Genomic DNA, 17,798 nt, shown 5'->3' with positions numbered 1-17,798 from the left:
TTGTCTGGATTGATCCAAAAAAAATATTGATGATGGGAGACAGGCGATGGACCTGGAACCGCGCCTCTTGCGCTATTTCATCGCCGTGGCCGAGGAGCGGCATTTCGGCCGTGCGGCGGCGCGGCTGCATATTTCCCAGCCGCCGCTCAGCTATGCCATCCGCCAGCTGGAGCAGGGCGTGGGGGCGCGCCTGCTGGAGCGCACCAGCCGCCAGGTGGCGCTGACCGAGGCGGGCAAGGTGCTGTACCGCGAGGCTCAGGCGCTGCTGCGGCAGGCCGAGGACGTGCGCGTGCTGGTGCGGCGCGTCGATGCCGGGCTGCGCGGGCGGCTGCGCATCGGCTTCGTCGGTTCGATGCTGTACCGGGGCCTGCCGGCGCTGTTGGCGGCCATGCGGGCCGAGCTGCCGGAGGTGGAGCACGTGCTGGCCGAGCTGAATTCCCATGACCAGATCGAGGCCGTGCATCGCGGCGAGCTGGACCTGGGCTTCATCCACGCCAACCCGTTACCCGAAGGCGTGCAGGCGCAGGACCTGGTGGCGGAACCCTTCGTCGTCTGCCTGCCGTCCGGCCATGCGCTGGCGCGGCGCGGCAGCCTGGCGCTGGTCGAGCTGGCCGGCGAGGACTTCGTGTTCTTCGCGCGCGCGGCCTCGCCCAGCTATTACGAGACGGTGCTGTCGCTGTGCGTGACGGCCGGCTTCACGCCGCTGGTGCGGCACGAGGTGCGTCACTGGCTGAGCGTGGCCGCGCTGGTGTCGCAGGGGCTGGGGGTGGCGATCGTGCCGGCCTGCCTGTCGCGCAGCGGGCTGGCCGGCACGCGCTTCATCGGCTTCGAGCACGAGGCGCGCTCGGTCAGTCAGGCGATCTGGCCGGCCGGGGGCCGCACGCCGTTGCAGGAAAGCGCGATGCGGCTGGTGATGGCGCGCATGCCGACGTTGCGGCCTGAAGCGGGCTAGGGCAGGGCCGGAAGGGCAAGGCCGCCGCCGGCCGGATCCGCGCGATCAGCGGAAGACGACGGTCTTGTTGCGGTTCAGCAGGATGCGGTGCTCGACGTGGCTGCGCACCGCGCGCGACAGCACCAGCGATTCGATGTCGCTGCCCACCTGGGTCAGATCGGCGGCCGTCATGGTGTGGTCCACGCGTTCGATGTCCTGGTCGATGATGGGGCCTTCGTCCAGGTCCGAGGTCACGTAGTGGGCCGTCGCGCCGATGATCTTCACGCCGCGCGCGTGCGCCTGGTGATAGGGGCGCGCGCCCTTGAAGCTGGGCAGGAAGCTGTGGTGGATGTTGATGGCGCGGCCGTTCAGCGCGCGGCACATGTCCGCCGACAGGATCTGCATGTAGCGGGCCAGCACCACCAGGTCGATGTGCTCGCGGGCCGCCAGGTCCAGCACCTGCTGTTCTTGCTGCGCCTTGGTGTCGGGCGTGACGGGCAGGTGGTGGAAGGGGATGCCGTAGGTGGCCGCCAGCGGCGCGTAGTCGTTGTGGTTGGAGACGATGGCCGCGACTTCGGCGCGCAGCTGGCCGCTGTGCACGCGGAACAGCAGGTCGTTCAGGCAGTGGCCCTGCTTGCTGACCATGATCAGCAGGCGCGCCTTGCGGCGGGCGTCGTGCAGCTGCAGGTCCATGCCGAACTCGGCCGACAGCGTGTCCAGGCGCGCGCGCAGCGCATCGGGCTGGATGTCCGACGGCAGGTCGAAGTGCACGCGCAGGAAGAAGCGGCCGGTTTCGTCGTCGCCGAATTGCTGGGAATCCAGGATGTTGCAGCCCAGTTCGAACAACAAACCGCTGACGCGATACACGATGCCCGTGCGGTCGGGGCAGGACAGGGTCAGGATGTAGTCGTTGTGCTGCATGGTCTGGAGGATGCGTGGATGGAAGGAAGGTCGGATCAGGCGGCGGCCAGGCGCGCCAGGGTTTCGTCGGCCAGGGCCAGGCTGGACGTCAGGCCGGGGGATTCTATGCCGAACAGATTGACCAGGCCGGGCACGCCGTGGTCGGCGGGGCCGGCGATCATGAAATCGGCGGCCGGCTCGCGCGGGCCGGAGATCTTCGGGCGGATGCCAGTGTAGCCGGGCGCCAGCGCGTGGTCGGGCAGGGCGGGCCAGTAGCTGCGCACCGCCTCGTAGAACACGTCGGCGCGGGCCGGGTCCAGGGTGTAGTCCTCGCTGTCGACCCACTCGGTGTCGGGACCGAACTTGGCCTGACCGCCCAGGTCCAGCGTCAGGTGCACGCCCAGGCCGGCGTGCTGCGGAACGGGGTAGATCAGCCGCGAGAACGGCGCGCGGCCGGATAGCGTGAAATAGCTGCCCTTGCACAGGTAGCTGGCGGGGATGCTGGCGGCCGGCACGCCGTCGATGCGGCGCGCCAGCGCCGGCGCCCGCAGGCCGGCCGCGTTGATCAGGATGTTGCAGCTCAGGCGCATCGCGTCGGCGCCGCCGAATCGCAGCTCGAAGCCGCCCTCGGGCCGCACGCGCCCGGATTCCAGCGGCGTGTGGAACACGCACTGCGCGCCGGCGTTCTCGGCGTCGCCCTGGTAGGACAGCATCAGGGCATGGCTGTCGACGATGCCGGTGGATGGCGACAGCAGCGCGGCGGTGCAGCGCAGCGCCGGTTCCAGACGCATGGCCTCTTCGCCGGAAATGTATTGCAGGTCGTCCACGCCGTTGGCGCGCGCGCGCCGGGCGATGTCCTCCAGCTGGGCCGCCTGGGCCGTGTCGGTGGCCACGATCAGCTTGCCCAGGCGCTTGTGCGGCACGCCGCGCTCGGCGCAATAGGCGTAGAGCAGATGCTTGCCGCGCACGCACAGCCGGGCTTTCAGGCTGCCGGCCGGGTAATAGATGCCGGCGTGTATGACTTCGGAGTTGCGCGAGCTGGTGCCGGTGCCGATGGCCTCGGTGGCTTCTGCCACCAGCACCTCGCGTCCGCGCAGCGCCAGGGCCCGCGCGATCGCCAGGCCGACCACGCCCGCGCCGATCACGACGCAGTCGATGTCGGCGCTCATCGGCGGGCTCCGGCGGCGGACAATGCCTGTGCGCGAGAGCGGCGGGTCGTCATGGCGTTTTCCTGGCGGCGTGGGCGCCGGCGGGGGTGAGGTCGAAGCCGCCGGCATGGAAGACCAGCGGCGGCTCGCCGCTGTGGCCGCAGCGCTCGACTTCGCCGACCATGATGACGTGATCGCCTTCGACGTAGCGGCTGCGGTTGTGGCATTCGAACCAGGCGGCGCAGCCGCCGTCCAGCATCGGCGTGCCGCCCGGCGCCCGCGCCACGGTCAGGCCGTTGAAGCGGTCGGGCGTCCTGCCGGTGGCGAAGCGGCGCGCCAGCGCGATCTGGTGGGCGCTCAGCACATTGACGACGTAGCGATCGCAGCGCTCGAAGGCTTCCCGCGACGACGAGCCGCCGGACAGGCTCCACAGCACCAGCGGCGGATTCAGCGACACCGAATTGAAGGAGCTGACCGTCAGCCCGATGGGCGCGCCATCGGCGTCGGCGGCGGTGACCACCGTCACGCCGGTGGCGTAGCGTCCCAGCGCGGTGCGGAAAAAGGCGGCGTCGAAGTCAGGCTTGGAAACAGTCATGTAAGTTCACGGCGGCGCCACCCTTATCGGGGCAGCGCGGATCCGGCTCCGCCGGTCCGCAGCTGCGCCCCTGGGGGAAGCGCGCAGCGCTCGGGGGGGCCTCTACGGCGATAGGCGTTCGATCTTCCAGCCGGCGCCGTCGGGGACGTAGCGCAGGCGGTCGTGCAGGCGCGACGGGCGGCCTTGCCAGAATTCGAACGCGGTGGGTTTCAGGCGGTAGCCGCCCCAGTGCGGCGGGCGCGGCGGCTGGTCGCCGTAGCGGGCGCGGAATTCCTGCTCGCGGGCTTCCAGTTCTTCGCGGGTGATGGGCTGGCTCTGGCGCGAGGCCCAGGCGCCGATCCGCGAGCCGGCGGGCCGGCTGTGGTAGTAGGCGTCGGATTCCTCGGCCGCGACCTTTTCCACCACGCCCTCGATGCGCACCTGGCGTTCCAGCGGCTGCCAGAAGAACAGCAGGCAGGCGCGCGGCTCGGCCAGCAGGTCCGTGCCCTTGCGCGATTCGTAGTTGGTGAAGAAGGTGAAGCCCTGCTCATCGTAGCCCTTGATCAGGACGATGCGCGCGCTGGGCTGGCCGCTGGCGTCGACCGTGGCCAGCGTCATGGCATTGGGTTCGGGCACCTTGGCGGCCTGGGCCTCGTCGAACCAGCGGGAAAACTGTTCCAGCGGCGAAGCGCTGGCCTGGCTTTCCAGCAAGACGTTTTTTTCGTAGCTTTGACGCAGATCGGAGACGGACATGGGACTTTGATTCAGCGTTGATGACAGGGAGTTTATACCGCCCGGGCGGGCGCTCCCCTATTGACCCTGCGCAGGGCTTGCTCATATCGGGCGCAGGCGGGAGCCGGCCTGTCCGGCGCCTGTTGCCGGAACGCGTCGCGCCGGCGTGCCCTGCCCGCCGTCAGGCCGTCTCGGGCAGCGCGTGGCTGTCGGCTTCCAGGCGGCGGGCGATGGCATCCAGCCGGGAATCATGGATGCCCGCCGCGCGCAGCGCCTGGGCGGTCTGCACCACGTACTCGGTGCAAGGGCCGTAGCGGCCGGAGGCCCGGCGCACGATGGCCAGCAGTTCCGGCTCGGGCAGGGCGCGGATGTAGGCCGGGTTGTCGCGGTTCATGACGAAGACCAGGGCACGGACCTGTCCGGCCTCGGTGCTGCAGTTGATCCAGCGCGGCAGATAGGCGCCGGTGGACATCTCGCGGTCCCACAGCGCCGGGAAATAGTCGGGCACCTGGTCGCCGGCCAGCCGGTAGGCCACGCCGCGGCAGGAGCCGCCCCGGTCCAGGCCGAACACCAATCCGGGGCATTCCGGCGTGCCCCGATTGACCCGGGACCACAGGCACAGCGCCCGGTGATGGCCGTGCAGCGTGGCCAGCCGCCGTTCCTCGAAGGCGAAATCCGGGCGCCAGATCAGCGAGCCGTAGCCATAGACCCACACGTCCTCGCCCTTGCGCCAGTGGCGCAACGCCTCGTCCAGCGAGGCCTGGCGCTCTTCACGGGTCCAGAGCCGGAAAGGCAGGCTGGCGCCGGAAACGCCGGCGTCTTGGGTGGCGGGGGACTGCATGGTTACGGTTTGGCGTCGGTTTCGAGCGGCGGATTGCGGTTCGCCCAGCCTCCCGCCATCAGGGCCACCGAATAGGCCCAGAACAGCGGCGCGACCCCGATCACCGAGCCGAGCGCGCCGAACGTGAGCGGCAGCGACACCTGGGATCCGTTGATCAGCGCCATGCGCAGGCCCACGGCTTCGGCCGCGCGGCCGGGCGGGGAGTGCTGGTGCAGCAATGCAAGCATACTCGGTTGGCAGCATCCCAGCGCAAGCCCCAGGATGAATGACAGCACGATCAGCACGCTAACGTCGCTGAACAGCGGGTAAAGCAGGAAGTCCACGGCCGCCGTGGCCATGGCCGCGCGCACCAGGGTCCAGGAACGGACCCGGCGCTGGATCAGCGGCAATACCAGCCGGATGACGAAGGTTGCCGCCGCGAACGACGCCAATATGATGCCGATGGTGGTGGCCGACAGACCGATCGCCACGCCGAAGATGGGCACCACGAACAGATGCGTGTCCCAGGCGCCGGACAGGATGGTGTTGACCATCAGGATGCGGCGCAGGGCCGGCACCGCCAACAGTTCGGTCACGCGGCGGCGCTCGGCTTCCTTGGCGCCGGCCAGCAGCTGGGAGTTGATCGCGGCGAGCTGGCGCCGCAGCAGGTACAGGCCGCCAGCCGACAGCAGCGGACCCAGCGTCAGCAGCCCGAAGGCCAGCCGCGTGCCCAGATGGTCGATCGCCAGCCCCGCGATCAGCGGCCCGGAAAAGCCCGAGCCGGCCAGCGCCAGCGACATCAGGGAGAAGTTGCGCAGCCGTTGCGTGGGTTCGGCGTGGCCGAGCAGGTCCTGGGTGGCGACCTGGTGCAGCATGAAGCCGATGCCAATCGAACAGGAGGCGATCAGCAGCGCCGCCTGGGTCTGGGAAATGAAGGGCAGCGCCGTGCCGACGGCGACCAGCGCCGTGCCGATGATCAGCGGGCGCTGCACGCCGACCCGGTCCACCCAGCGGCCGGCGCGTACCGAGAACAGCATGGGCAGCACGGCGAACACCGCCACCAGCGTGCCGACCTTGAAGGTCGACAAGCCCATCTGCAGCGCGGTCAGGGACACGGTGATGCGCCCGCCGGTCAGGGCCACATGGTTCATCATGGCCAGCAGGCAAAGCAGCGCCGCCCCGGAAAATTCCGGGGAAACAGGCTTGGAGGAGGGGGAGCGATGAGAGGTAGACACGGCGTAACTTGGATTCATTCTGTCGGCATCGTCGCGCTATGTCGAGGCGAGGATGTTTTGCGCTGCCGCAAATACTTTGTCAGATGCGTAACAAGTTAGGAGCCATCTAGCGGCCAAGTCGCGCCGTTAGGCGGCAGGTGCGCGCAAGATGGCGGCACGTTCGCGGCAAGGCCATGGGCCGCCGGGCCGCCAGGCGCGCCGTCCAGGCTGTATCGTTCTCGCAACGGAACAATCCGGCGGGGCCGGCGGCCCCGCAAAACAGGCCGGGCGGGCGGCTTTACCGATCTTCACCCTTTTGAGACACATTGCCGGTTCTTTGGATGCCCGATGTGTTTAGGATGTGGGGGACATAAGGAAGCCAGGATCAATGAACCGCAACGCCCACGCATCATCCGTTCCGCGCACCGCATGCGCCTGCCGTTCCCTGCCGGGGCGCGCCCTCCGTTCCGGGACGGCGGCAATATGAAGATGAAGCAGCCTCGCAGCAAGCTCGCGCGCTACGGCCTGATCGCCGGCGTCCTGCTGGTCGTGGCCTACGGCGTGCATGCGGCATTCCTGTCGTCTCCCCCGCCGCCGACCTTCGCGTCCGCCGAGGTCACCCGCGCCGACCTGGAGGACAGCGTGCTGGCCAGCGGCACCATCGACGCCATCGAGCGCGTCAGCGTCGGCGCCCAGGTGTCCGGCCAGCTCAAGTCGCTGAAGGTGGCGCTGGGCGATCGCGTCCAGAAGGGCCAGCTGGTCGCCGAGATCGACGACATGACCCAGCAGAACGAGCTGCGCAACAAGCAGGCCGCGCTGGAAATGCGCCGCGCCGCCCGCACGGCCAAGGTCGCCACGCTCAAGCAGTCCGAGCTGGCCTATCGCCGCCAGCGCCAGATGCTGGCGGCCGACGCCAGCTCGCGCGAGTCCTTCGAGTCGGCCGAGGCCACGCTGGCCGTGACGCGCGCCGAGATCGCCTCGCTGGACGCCCAGATCGTGCAGGCCGAGGTCGACGTGGACATCGCCAAGGTCAACCTGGGCTATACGCGCATCGTCTCGCCCATCGACGGGGTGGTGGTGGCCGTGATCACCAAGCAGGGACAGACCGTCAACTCTATGCAGAGCGCGCCCACGATCATCAAGGTCGCCAACGTGGCCACCATGACCATCAAGGCGCAGATCTCCGAGGCCGACGTCACCCGCGTCAAGCCCGGCCTGCCGGTGTACTTCACCATCCTGGGCGAGCCGGACGAGCGCTATCACGCCACGCTGCGCGCGGTGGAGCCGGCGCCGGACTCGATCCAGAAGGACGAGACGACGGCGTCACTGACGTCCGCCTCCGGCAGCGCGACCAGCGCGGCGATCTACTACAACGGCCTGTTCGACGTGCCCAATCCCGACGAGCGGCTGCGGATCTCCATGACGGCGCAGGTCTTCATCGTGCGCGGCGAGGCCAAGGACGCCATCGTGGTGCCGTCCTCGGCGCTGGGCAAGCGCGGCCAGGACGGGCGCTACGCCGTGCGCGTGGTCGGCAAGGACAACAAGACCGAGGAGCGCCAGGTGCGCATCGGCATGAACAACAATGTGCGCGCCGAGGTGCTGGAAGGGCTGCAGCCCGGCGAGCGCGTGGTCACGGTCGATTCGGTCGCGGCGGCCGATCCGGCGGCCGCGGGCCATTGATCATGGGCAGTCCCCTGATTTCCCTGTCTGGCGTGCGCCGGGAGTTCCCGGCGGGTGAGCAGACCATCGCGGTGCTCAAGAACGTCGACCTGACCATCGAGGCCGGCGAGATGGTGGCCATCGTTGGCGCGTCCGGCTCGGGCAAGTCCACGCTGATGAATATCCTGGGCTGCCTGGACCGCCCCACCAGCGGCGACTACCGCGTGAGCGGGCGCAGCACCGGCGAACTCGACCCCGACGAGCTGGCCGAATTGCGCCGCGAGCACTTCGGCTTCATCTTCCAGCGCTACCACCTGCTGGCGGACCTGAGCGCGACGGGCAACGTGGAAGTGCCGGCGGTCTACGCCGGCAAGCGGCGCGAGGCGCGCCACCAGCGCGCCGGCGAATTGCTCGGGCGCCTGGGCCTGGGCGACCGTACCGATCACCGCCCCGGCCAGCTGTCGGGCGGCCAGCAGCAGCGCGTCAGCATCGCGCGGGCGCTGATGAACGGCGGCGAGATCATCCTGGCCGACGAGCCGACCGGCGCGCTGGACACGCACACCGGCCAGGAAGTGCTGCGCATCCTGGAAGAGCTGAATGCCGCCGGCCACACCATCATCCTGGTCACGCACGACATGAACGTGGCCCGCCATGCCCAGCGCATCATCGAGATCAGCGACGGCGAGATCGTGTCCGACCGCCGCAATCCCGATGCGCCGCGGCGCGAGGCCGAGCGCGAGGCGCCTGCGGCCATGCCGCGCCGGCCCGGCTGGCAGGCTTACCTGGATCGCTGCGGCGAAGCGCTGCGCATGGCGCTGCTGGCCATGAACGCGCACCGGCTGCGCACCTCGCTGACCATGCTGGGCATCATCATCGGCATCGCCGCCGTGGTGTCGGTGGTGGCGCTGGGCGAGGGCTCGCGACGCAAGATCATGGACGACATCGCCGAGATCGGCACCAACACCGTCGAGGTCTTCCCCGGCAAGGACTTCGGCGACGAGAAGGCGGCGCAGATCCATACCCTGCTGCCGTCGGACGCCGACGCGCTGGCGCGCGAGAGCTACGTCGACAGCGTGACGCCGGAAGTCGGCACCACCAGCACGGTGCGCTATCGCAATGTCTCGGTCAACGGCTCGATCCAGGGCGTGGGCGAGCAGTTCTTCCGCGTGCGCGCATTCAAGCTGGCCCAGGGCAAGTTCTTCGACGAGACCGCCGTGGCGCGCCGCGCCCAGGAGGTCGTGATCGACGACAGCACGCGCCGCAAGCTGTTCGGCTCGCATACCGACCCGATCGGCCAGGTGATCTTCCTGGGCTCGATGCCGGCGCGCGTGATCGGCGTGACGCAGAAAAAGGACACGGTATTCGGCAGCAACGAGACGCTGAACGTCTGGATTCCCTACACCACGGCGCTGTCGCGCGTGCTGGGCCAGCGCCATCTGCGCAGCATCACGGTGCGGGTCAAGGACGACGTGCCGCCGGTCGCCGCCGAGAAGGCCATCGTGCAGGTGCTGACGCGCCGGCACGTGACCAAGGATTTCTTCGTGTTCAACACGGACGCCGTGCGCAAGACCATCGAGCGCACCACGGCGACCATGACGCTGCTGGTGTCCATGATCGCGCTGATTTCGCTGATGGTCGGCGGCATCGGCGTCATGAACATCATGCTGGTGTCCGTTACCGAGCGCACCCGCGAGATCGGCGTGCGCATGGCGGTCGGCGCGCGGCGCGGCGACATCATGCAGCAGTTCCTGATCGAGGCCGTGCTGGTCTGCCTGATCGGCGGCATGGTCGGCATCGCGCTGTCGCTGGGGCTGGGCGTGCTGGTGTCCAAGGCCACGGGCGGCTCGTTCCGCATGATTTATTCCTCGGCGTCGATGGTGGCGGCGTTCACCTGCTCCACCCTGATCGGCGTGTTGTTCGGCTACCTGCCGGCGCGCAACGCGGCGCGCCTGGACCCCGTAGAGGCCCTGGCCCGGGAATGAGGACGATGAGAGTTTCCATGATGCACAAACCGGCGGCGTTGGCGCTGCTGCTGGCCCTGTCGGGTTGTGGCGGCCTGCTGCGCACCGACTACCAGCGACCCGAGGTCCGGGAACCCGCGGCCTGGACGCGGGCGTCGGGTGAGTCCGCCGCTGGCGCGCTGGCCGAGGGCGGCGCCTGGTGGCGCAATTTCAACGATCCCGAACTGAACCGGCTGGTCGAGCTGGCGCTGGCGCGCAACAACGACCTGGCTGCCGCCGCGATCCGGCTACGGCGCGCGCAGTATCAGGCCGGCCTGGCCGAGGACAAGCTGATCCCGCAACCGGGCGCGTCCGCCAAGCTGAGTCAAAACCGCAACCTGTACGGGGACCGGGCCATCTCTCGAAGCAATGGCGTCGAGCTGACCGTCAGCTATGAAGTCGATCTGTGGGGCAAGCTGTCGCGCCAGCGCGATGCCGCGCAATGGGAGGCGCTGGCTACCGGACAGGACCGCGAATCGACGGCGCTTTCGTTGGTTGGCACCACCGCCACGTTGTATTGGCGGACGGCGTTCATCAATCAGCGCATCTCCACCAGCGAAGAGAGCATCGCCTATGCCCGCCGCACTCAAGACCTGGTGCGTGCGCAGTATCGGGCGGGCGGCGCGTCGGCGCTTGAGCTGGCTGAGGCGGAGCAGGCCGTGGCTAGCCAGCAGGCCGCGCATGCCTTGCTGGTGCAGCAACGCGTGGAATTCACCAATTCGCTGACGATACTGTTTGACGGCCCGCCCGATCGCAGCATGGCCGACCCGACTCGCCTCCCACGGTACCCGCTGCCCGAGGCGCGCGCCGGCGTGCCCGCCGATCTGCTGGGCCGCCGCCCTGATCTGCGCGCGGCGGAGTTGCGCCTGCGCGAAGCGCTGGCGAACGTGGATGCCAGCCGCGCCAGCCTTTATCCGCCCGTGACATTGACAGGCGCGATAGGCAGCGCGAGCCCGACCCTGTCGAATATGCTGCAAAACCCGGTCGCCTCGCTGGGTGTGGGGCTGACGCTGCCGTTCCTGCAATGGAATCAGATGCAGCTGAACATCAAGATTTCCAAGACAAACTACGAAGAGCGAGTCGTCAAATTCCGCCAGGCGTTGTATCAGGCGATGGCGGATGTGGAAACCGCATTGTCCAACCGCACGCAGCTGCGCTTGCAGGCCGAACAACTGGAGGCGTCCTTGCACGCCGCGCGCGAGGCCGAGCGCCTGTACGAGGTGAGATACCGCGCGGGTGCGGTGCCGCTGAAGGACTGGCTCGACGCGCAGGAAAAGCGCCGCACGGCGGAGATTGCCAGGGACGAAAATCAGTTGAACCGCCTGGTGAACCAGGTGACGGTTTACCAGGCGCTCGGCGGAGACGACGTCTAGGCCTGAGCCGGGACGCGCTCCGCCGGGAATCCCACAGGCGGATTTACTCCCATTCCACGTAGATCATGTGGTTGCCCGTATACGTGGGCTGGGCGGGGTAGGTGCCGCCATTGAGCTTGACCCGGACGATGAAGGAGCTGGAGGCCTTGTAGCCACCGAAGTGAGTCGTGCGGGACTGGAGATTCTTGGAGACGTCAAAGCAGCGCGACGTGCCCGGCAGCATGCAAATTTCGTAGGTCGCGCTGGTATTGCCGTTGCCGTACGGGCTCAGGTCCCACGACAGATACGTGATGACCGCGTTGGCCGGCGGCGTGTAGGACGCGAAGAAATTGGAGCTGTTGACGTAGGTGTTGGGAGTGTTGACGACGGGGGCCGGATTCAACATCACCCAATTGCCGGCGGAGGCAGGCAGGGAAACGCCTGCAAAAAGGATGCCAAGCGAGAGTGCGACGATTTTCTTCATTCTATATTCCAGTTGCTAGTTTATAGGTGAGGCGCGCAAATGCAGGAACATCGTCCGATATCCAGATGCTGCCTGGCGTATGCGGTTGCGGTATTCCTCAATTGATAACGGCGCTTATCTGGAATTATTTAGATCGCACGGCAATATTAAATGGGTCAGTAATTTTTTTGGATTATTCAATGTGCTCAGTCGACAATATGTTCTCGCATGGTGCTAAGCGCCGCCGCGATTAACGTCTCGTTCATTCGGCGTCATCGGGTACTTCGACGTAGCCGGCAGGAACGCCGAATACTTCGACGCCCGCGGTAGTAGCCCGTCCTGCCGTCACGGCGATCCGGCGGCCTGGCTGTTCCGCGGTGTCGCGGTGAACCACCGTCAGGTCGTCGCCAATGCGGGCCAGCGCTGCAGCGGGCACGACCACGGCCTGATCGTTCCGGTAGGTGATGATCGACAGCCGGGCGCTCATTCCCAGCCGTACCTTAGCTTGCTGCTCGATGGTCAAGAGGGGAAGGCTCACGGTGACCAGGTACGAGGCGCCAACGCCCTGCGTGTCGTTGGTGATGGACTGCCGGCCCACTGCCGAGATGCTTCCTTGCAGGACAAGGCCCTCGAAGCCATCGCCGCTGACTTCCACGGGCAGTCCCTCTCGCAGTTGATTGACGTCCGCTTCGTCGACCTTGGCGATCGCCTTCAGGTGTTCGACGCTGGCCAGGCCAATGAGCGGTTGGCCGGGCGTGACGCGGGAGCCGACCTGGACCGGCGCCATCGGCGCGGCGGTCGCGGGGCCGGGCACGTTCACCGCGACGCCGGCAAAGGGAGCCTTGATCGTGCGCCGTTCGCGGGCAGCCGCCAGATCGCCATGTTTGGCGGTGGCGTTGGTCAATTCCATATCGGCAATCTGGAGGTTCTCGCCCTGGCCGCGCGCCAGCGTGCTTGTCAGTTCGGCCTGCGCCGACGCCAGGTCCAGCCGCTGTTGCCTCGCCTGCTGGTCCAGCGCGTCGACTTCCATGCGAGGCACGATGCCGCGATCCAGTAGGCTTCTGGTTTCGGCCAGCTTGCGTTCGGTATCGGCCAGGCCCATGCGCGCCGTCGCCACGGCGCGCCGTGCGCGGCCCACTTCCTGGCCACTCTCCCAGCTTGCGAGATCCTGGACGGCGCGCTTCGCCTTCAACAGCTCCGCCAGCGCCTGGCGCACCTGCACGTCCAGCTGGGCGGTGTCCAGGGTGTACAGGAGCTGATCGCGCTCCACACGCTGTCCCACCGTGATCCGCTTGTCCTGGATGGTGCCGTCGAAGGGGGCGCTGACGGTCAGAGTCATGTCCGCCTCCAGCCGTCCGACCAAGCCCAGGCGCAGGGTCAACGGTTCGGGCCGGACCAGTTGCCAATGCGTTCCGGGCGCGGTTGCCGGGAGGGCCGGGCGCCAGGGCGACCAGGCGGCCAAGGCGAGTCCGCAGAGTGCCGCGGCGGCGGCACCGATCGCGGCGGTTCGTTGCCAGTCGAATCGAGACTTAGTCATTGAGTGCGATATCCCAGCTCTTCAACGTCATGCCCAGCCGCTGATCCAATTCCGTCTGCGCATTCAGATAACCAATCAGGGCGTTCAACCGCGCATTTTCGGCGTTGCGCAGGTCGGTTTCAAAGCTGAGCACCTGAAAGTTGCTGGAGCGGCCCGCCTGGAGCTTCTCGCGTTCAAACTCCAGTTTCTTTCTCGACAGGTCGCGTGCGCGCCCGGCAATCTCGTACTGTCGCCAGCGCGACCGTACATCGCGGATCGCATTTGCCACCTCGCGCTCCAGTTGCTGTTGCGCTTCCTTGATGCGGACAGCCTGGGTGTCCACGTTGACTTTCGCCTGCACTTCGCCTTGGCGCGTGGCGGGGTTGCCGATGGGAACCTCGATCTGAATGCCGGCATAGCTTTGCCAATTCCGATTGGCGCGGCCCTCGTATCCTCCACTGAACTGGTCCCGCGCCTGATTCGCGCCGCCCACCAACGAGACATCCCACAGGCTGTTGTTGCGCGCCACAGTCAGATTGATTTCCGCCTGCTCTCCCGCGATGACCTGGCTGAGATAGTCCGGTTGGTGTTCCAGTGCGAGTCGCTGCGCTTCCAGCTCGTTGATCTGCAAGGGTTCTGCTTTCGGGGTGTCGCTGGCCTTGACGGGATTGCTCAAATCGAGCGCGAGCAATTGCAGCAACGCCAGCCGGCTTGCCTCCACCTGATTGCGAGCTTCTTCCACCCCCAGTTCCTGATTCGCGGTGTCCGCCTCTGTCTGGATGATCTCGAATTGCGCCATGCGGCCGGCGGCGATCAGCGCCTTGTTGATGTCCAGCAGTTGCCGGGACCTGGCCAGGGAATCGCTGGCGATGGTCAATTGTTCCTGGGTGCGCAGCAGGTCGCGATACGCAAGGATGATGCGGGTGACCGTCCGGGAAACCGTGGCCTGCAGCCCCAGCCGATTGTTCTGTTCCATCAGGCGCGCCAGCCGGACGGGCGCGGTTGCCACGTCGTGGCCCGCGCCGCGTAGCAAGGGCTGTATTACGGTGAAGGTCACGCCGTTCCTGCGCTGATTGCCGTACCGGTCGGAGCGATTGATCTGGGAGTTCCAGCTCAGGCTGAATTGCGTGCCGATCGGGCTGACCATGCGGGCGACCGGCGCGATCACGCCCTCGCGGGTGCCGTCATCGCTGCCTTTGGTCGCCACATACCGCCCGCCGAGTACCAGCTTGGGATTGAAATAGTCTTCGGCGACGCGCAGATCGTACTTTTGGGCGATGCGGTCCAGGTAAGCGCTCTGTATGGTGCGATTGCCACGCAATCCGAGAAACACAGCGTCGCTCAGGCTGAGGTCTATCAGCCTTCCGTTCAACGATGTCGTCGCGGGCTGGCGCAACGTCGCGCGCGAAGGGGTAAAGGCATCTTCTGCCCAGGCCGGATGCAGGATCGTTGCGCCGGCAAGCAGGCAGCCGCAAAGCAGTCGGACTTCAAGCATCGCGCAGCGCCTCGACCGGATGGAGCCTTGCCGCGGATACCGCGGGGTGAATCCCGAAGAAAACACCAATCAGGAGCGAGCTTCCCACCCCAAGGGGCAGGGAGTAGGGGGCCAGTGAGAACGTCCAGCCCGAGTACCGCGAGAAAGCATAGGCGCTCAATAGTCCCAGCAAGGCGCCGAGTAGCGCGCCGGCAATGGACAGGGCGCCCGCCTCGAGCAGGAACAAGGCACGGATGTCCCTGGGGCGCGCGCCCAGCGCCAGACGGACACCGATTTCCCGGCGTCGTTCCGCGACGTTCATCAGCATGACATTCATGACTCCCACACCGCCCACCAGCAAGGAGATGCCGCCCAGTCCGGCGAGCAGGTATGAAAACGTATCGGCCTGATGCTTCAGGCCGTCCAGCAGCTGCCTGGGTATCTGCACATCCACCGGGCGGCCTCCCAGCTGGTCTTGCAGATACTGTTGAAGATCATGGGCCGTCACCGCCAGATCCGCGGCGGGGTCGGCTCTGGCCAGGATGCTGCCGACCTCCGGCGAGGAATGCAGGCGTCGGAGTCCATCGATGGGCACCATGATGGACAGGTCCGCCATGATCGGTATCAGTGAATTGGGGGCGAGATTGCGGGTGACGCCGATGACGTCGAAAAGATAGGATCCGATCTGCAGGCGGTCGCCAGGCTGCAGCGGGCGGCCTTCTCCTCCGAGCTCCCGCGCGAGTTGCGCCCCGACGACGGCGAAGGTGCTCTTTTGGTCGAATTCGGACAAGAAGCGTCCCGTTGCCATGGTCAGATTGATGACCGGCGCCAGATCCGCGGTCGCGCCGATCAGCCTGGCGTGCGCGGTCTTGCCGCCATGGCGGACGGTAGTCGCGAAAAAGGATAATGGCGCGACACGTGACAGCGCCGGCACCGCTTGGCGCAAGGCGGCGGTATCCAATGTGGCTGGTAGCGGGCGCGCGTTCTGGACGATGGGAAAGTTCACCACCAGCCTGTCGGTGCCCATCTGCCTGAACGCGCGCATGACGTCTTCGGCCGCATTGTGTCCGATGTTGAGCAGCGCGATGATCGCCGCGCTGCCTACCATGATGCCCAGCAAGGCGAGAATGGACCGCCGGCCCAGCGACCGCAGGCTGTGGACGGCCTCATCCAGCAACCATGCGAAGGACGGGCCATGCGTGATGTCAGGCATGGGCGGCGACCGGCGCCTGGCCGGCTTCAAGCACTGCTCCGGCCCTGACCTGCAGCCGTCTCTGGAACAGGCTGGCGAGCCCGGCATCGTGCGTGACCATGATGAGCGTGACGGCATGCTCCCTGTTCAGGTCGAGCAGCAATGTCATGATGTCATGGGCGGTCGCGCTGTCCAGGTTCCCCGTGGGCTCGTCCGCCAGGATCACGGAGGGATTGCAGATCAGCGCGCGGGCGATCGCCACCCGTTGGCGCTGGCCGCCGGACAGGTCGGCGGGGCGGTGGCCCGAACGGTCGGCCAGTCCGACCCGTTCCAATTGCTCCGTCGCCAGTTCGCGGGCCTGGCCACGGGGCATGCCGCGGTAGGCCAGGGGCAAGGCCACGTTTTCCAGCGCGGTGAGGCGCGGCAGCAGGTTGAATGCCTGGAATACAAAGCCGATGTGCTGATTGCGGATCCGGGCCCGTTCGTCCGGCGCAGCGCGCAGCATATCCTGGCCGTTGAAATGGAAACGGCCAGACAATGGGGGATCCAACAGCCCGAGTATGTTCAGCAGCGTGCTCTTGCCCGATCCGGAAGATCCGAGCAATGCGCAAGTCTGTCCCCTGTGGATGGTCAGGCTCACATTGTGGAGGACCGGGACGAGCCGGTTTTCCATCCGGTAAGACTTGCCTATGGCCTCCAATGCAATCAGGGCGGGTTGGTCAAGGATTCTTTGCGTGCCGGTCAAAGTCTGTCCCACGCGTTAAGGCGTTGCGCCAACGATAACCGCGGGGCGCGCGCCACAATCGGCGGAAGTGCGGCAAAGTTCGGCCGTTTTTGCAGTGGCAGTGGATTATCTGCGTTCGACAATATGGTTTGAACAATAAATGCTGGCAGGCGCTGGAACATAATCCCGGTGCATATTGCGTGGTCCCGTGGGGGAGTGGCTGCCGTCTGCCCTAAAATAGGCCCATGACCTCGCTCGAATCCCCCGGCGATACCGCCAACCTCGACCGCCGCTTCGGCGGTCTTTCTCGTTTGTATGGACAGCAGGCGCCCGCGCGCCTTCAGGATGCCCACGTCGCCGTGGCCGGCCTGGGCGGCGTCGGCTCGTGGACGGTGGAGGCGCTGGCGCGCTGCGGCGTCGGCGCGCTGACGCTGATCGACCTGGACCACATCGCCGAATCCAACGTCAACCGGCAGATCCATGCGTTGACGCAGACGCTGGGACAGTCCAAGGTCCAGGCCATGGCCGAGCGGGTTCAGGCCATCAATCCGCAATGCGTGCTGACCCTGGTCGACGATTTCGTCTCGCCCGAGAATGTGGCGCAGGTGCTGCCCGGCCCCTATACCGTCATCATCGATTGCACCGACCAGGCTGCGGCGAAGATCGCCATGATCCTGCACGCGCGCGCGCTGGGCGCGCCCATGCTGCTATGCGGCGGCGCGGGCGGCAAGACCGATCCGCTGGCGCTGCGCGCCGGCGACCTGTCGGCGGCGGTGAACGACGCGCTGCTGTCCAAGCTGCGCAACAAGCTGCGCAAGGAGCACGGCTTTGCGCGCGCGTCCGATCGCAACGGCAAGGCGCTCAAGCGGGTGCCGAAGATGGGCGTGCATGCGCTGTGGTTCGACCAGCCGGCCATCCTGCCCGACGCCTGGACCCGTCCGACCGAAGGCGAGGACGCGGTGGGCTCTGCCGGCCAGGCCATCGCGCCGCAGGGCCTGTCCTGCGCCGGCTACGGCTCGGTGGTCACGGTGACGGCGGCCATGGGCATGGCCGCCGCCAACGAGGCGCTGCGCCTGGCGCTGAGCGCGCCGGCGTCGGC

Annotated in this window: 16 protein-coding genes; 5 read left to right on the top strand and 11 right to left on the bottom strand. The window is 67.2% G+C overall.

What is annotated here, in order from left to right:
* Nucleotides 1–46: 46 nt before the first annotated feature.
* The gene (locus ACEU5R_RS20645; protein WP_392411449.1) at nucleotides 47–952 is read left to right on the top strand and encodes a LysR family transcriptional regulator; all 906 of its coding nucleotides are present in this window, start codon (nucleotides 47–49) and stop codon (nucleotides 950–952) included.
* Between the two features lie 45 nt (nucleotides 953–997).
* On the opposite strand, the gene purU is transcribed toward ACEU5R_RS20645, so the two are convergent.
* From purU to ACEU5R_RS20615, 6 genes are all read right to left on the bottom strand, one after another.
* Nucleotides 998–1,852 (bottom strand): formyltetrahydrofolate deformylase, encoded by an 855-nt coding sequence (gene purU, locus ACEU5R_RS20640; RefSeq protein WP_103272592.1) that lies wholly within the window; start codon nucleotides 1,850–1,852, stop codon nucleotides 998–1,000.
* Nucleotides 1,853–1,887: 35 nt separating this feature from the next.
* On the bottom strand, nucleotides 1,888–3,000 hold the full coding sequence (locus tag ACEU5R_RS20635) for an NAD(P)/FAD-dependent oxidoreductase (RefSeq protein ID WP_103272593.1): 1,113 nt from the start codon (nucleotides 2,998–3,000) through the stop codon (nucleotides 1,888–1,890).
* 49 nt (nucleotides 3,001–3,049) lie between these two features.
* Entirely contained in the window at nucleotides 3,050–3,574 is a 525-nt protein-coding gene (locus ACEU5R_RS20630; protein ID WP_103272594.1) for a flavin reductase family protein, read from the bottom strand.
* Between the two features lie 102 nt (nucleotides 3,575–3,676).
* A complete protein-coding gene (pdxH, locus tag ACEU5R_RS20625; RefSeq protein ID WP_392411448.1) occupies nucleotides 3,677–4,306 on the bottom strand; it encodes a pyridoxamine 5'-phosphate oxidase in 630 nt (209 codons plus the stop codon).
* Nucleotides 4,307–4,466: 160 nt separating this feature from the next.
* A complete protein-coding gene (locus tag ACEU5R_RS20620; protein WP_103272596.1) occupies nucleotides 4,467–5,126 on the bottom strand; it encodes a gamma-glutamylcyclotransferase in 660 nt (219 codons plus the stop codon).
* A gap of 2 nt (nucleotides 5,127–5,128) precedes the next feature.
* Entirely contained in the window at nucleotides 5,129–6,340 is a 1,212-nt protein-coding gene (locus ACEU5R_RS20615) for an MFS transporter (RefSeq protein ID WP_369869757.1), read from the bottom strand.
* Nucleotides 6,341–6,808: 468 nt separating this feature from the next.
* Here ACEU5R_RS20615 and ACEU5R_RS20610 point away from each other — a divergent pair, with 468 nt between their 5' ends.
* From ACEU5R_RS20610 to ACEU5R_RS20600, 3 genes are read left to right on the top strand one after another with little or no spacing between them, the layout of a single operon-like run.
* Nucleotides 6,809–7,999: an efflux RND transporter periplasmic adaptor subunit gene (locus tag ACEU5R_RS20610; RefSeq protein ID WP_103276322.1), complete on the top strand. Its 1,191-nt coding sequence runs from the start codon at nucleotides 6,809–6,811 to the stop codon at nucleotides 7,997–7,999.
* Between the two features lie 2 nt (nucleotides 8,000–8,001).
* Nucleotides 8,002–9,960: a MacB family efflux pump subunit gene (locus ACEU5R_RS20605; RefSeq protein ID WP_103272598.1), complete on the top strand. Its 1,959-nt coding sequence runs from the start codon at nucleotides 8,002–8,004 to the stop codon at nucleotides 9,958–9,960.
* A complete protein-coding gene (locus ACEU5R_RS20600) occupies nucleotides 9,957–11,351 on the top strand; it encodes an efflux transporter outer membrane subunit (protein ID WP_392411447.1) in 1,395 nt (464 codons plus the stop codon). Before ACEU5R_RS20605 ends, ACEU5R_RS20600 begins: the two co-directional genes overlap by 4 nt.
* Before the next feature lie 43 nt (nucleotides 11,352–11,394).
* Here ACEU5R_RS20600 and ACEU5R_RS20595 read toward each other — a convergent pair whose 3' ends face one another.
* The 5 genes from ACEU5R_RS20595 to ACEU5R_RS20575 form a co-directional block, all read right to left on the bottom strand.
* Nucleotides 11,395–11,814, bottom strand: coding sequence for a hypothetical protein (locus ACEU5R_RS20595; RefSeq protein ID WP_392411446.1), 420 nt, complete (start codon nucleotides 11,812–11,814; stop codon nucleotides 11,395–11,397).
* A gap of 241 nt (nucleotides 11,815–12,055) precedes the next feature.
* The gene (locus ACEU5R_RS20590) at nucleotides 12,056–13,330 is read right to left on the bottom strand and encodes an HlyD family secretion protein (protein WP_392411445.1); all 1,275 of its coding nucleotides are present in this window, start codon (nucleotides 13,328–13,330) and stop codon (nucleotides 12,056–12,058) included.
* A complete protein-coding gene (locus ACEU5R_RS20585) occupies nucleotides 13,323–14,804 on the bottom strand; it encodes a TolC family protein (protein WP_392411443.1) in 1,482 nt (493 codons plus the stop codon). Before ACEU5R_RS20585 ends, ACEU5R_RS20590 begins: the two co-directional genes overlap by 8 nt.
* Complete coding sequence (locus ACEU5R_RS20580; protein WP_392411442.1) at nucleotides 14,797–15,996, bottom strand: ABC transporter permease; 1,200 nt, start codon at nucleotides 15,994–15,996, stop codon at nucleotides 14,797–14,799. Before ACEU5R_RS20580 ends, ACEU5R_RS20585 begins: the two co-directional genes overlap by 8 nt.
* The gene (locus ACEU5R_RS20575; RefSeq protein ID WP_392411441.1) at nucleotides 15,989–16,720 is read right to left on the bottom strand and encodes an ABC transporter ATP-binding protein; all 732 of its coding nucleotides are present in this window, start codon (nucleotides 16,718–16,720) and stop codon (nucleotides 15,989–15,991) included. The genes ACEU5R_RS20580 and ACEU5R_RS20575 overlap by 8 nt, the downstream gene beginning before the upstream one ends.
* A gap of 224 nt (nucleotides 16,721–16,944) precedes the next feature.
* Here ACEU5R_RS20575 and ACEU5R_RS20570 point away from each other — a divergent pair.
* On the top strand, nucleotides 16,945–17,798 hold an 854-nt coding region (locus ACEU5R_RS20570), incomplete at its 3' end, for a ThiF family adenylyltransferase (RefSeq protein WP_392411440.1).

It is taken from the genome of Achromobacter sp. 413638, from assembly GCF_043119405.1.
Lineage (GTDB): Bacteria > Pseudomonadota > Gammaproteobacteria > Burkholderiales > Burkholderiaceae_B > Achromobacter.
This window is presented reverse-complemented; position numbering and strand designations above follow the sequence as displayed.